Annotated in this window: 1 pseudogene; it reads right to left on the minus strand. The window is 74.3% G+C overall.

Annotated elements, in window-relative coordinates:
* Window positions 1-369 (minus strand): annotated as a pseudogene (locus L0D17_RS14075) (hypothetical protein); the annotation flags it as partial.

Raw genomic sequence — 369 nt, forward strand, 5'->3', positions numbered from 1 at the left:
ACATGGGCAGGTTCCCCAGGGCCTTCATGTGGCCCACGAGGGCCCTCCAGTCCCCTTCGGCGGCGTAGGCCAGGGCCTCCTCGAGGAGGGCCCGGTGGAAGGAGGGCTCCAGGAACCAGGTCCACCGCCCCCGCTGGTCCTTCCGCAGGACGTACGTGGGCTTCCACTCCCCCTCCCGCCAGGCCACCCAGTAGAGGGGGCGCTGGGGCTCGGGGGAGGCCTCCACCCGCCGCATCCCCTCCCCGGGGAGGGGGTGCGGGGCCAGGAGCATGAGGGGCCAGGTGGGAGGAGGGTTCTCCGGGGGCATCACGCTCACCGGGGCCAGGAGGAGGTGGGCCACGGGGAGGCGGGCCTCCTTCCGGATGGCCC

It is taken from the genome of Thermus thalpophilus (genome assembly GCF_022760915.1).
GTDB lineage: Bacteria > Deinococcota > Deinococci > Deinococcales > Thermaceae > Thermus > Thermus thalpophilus.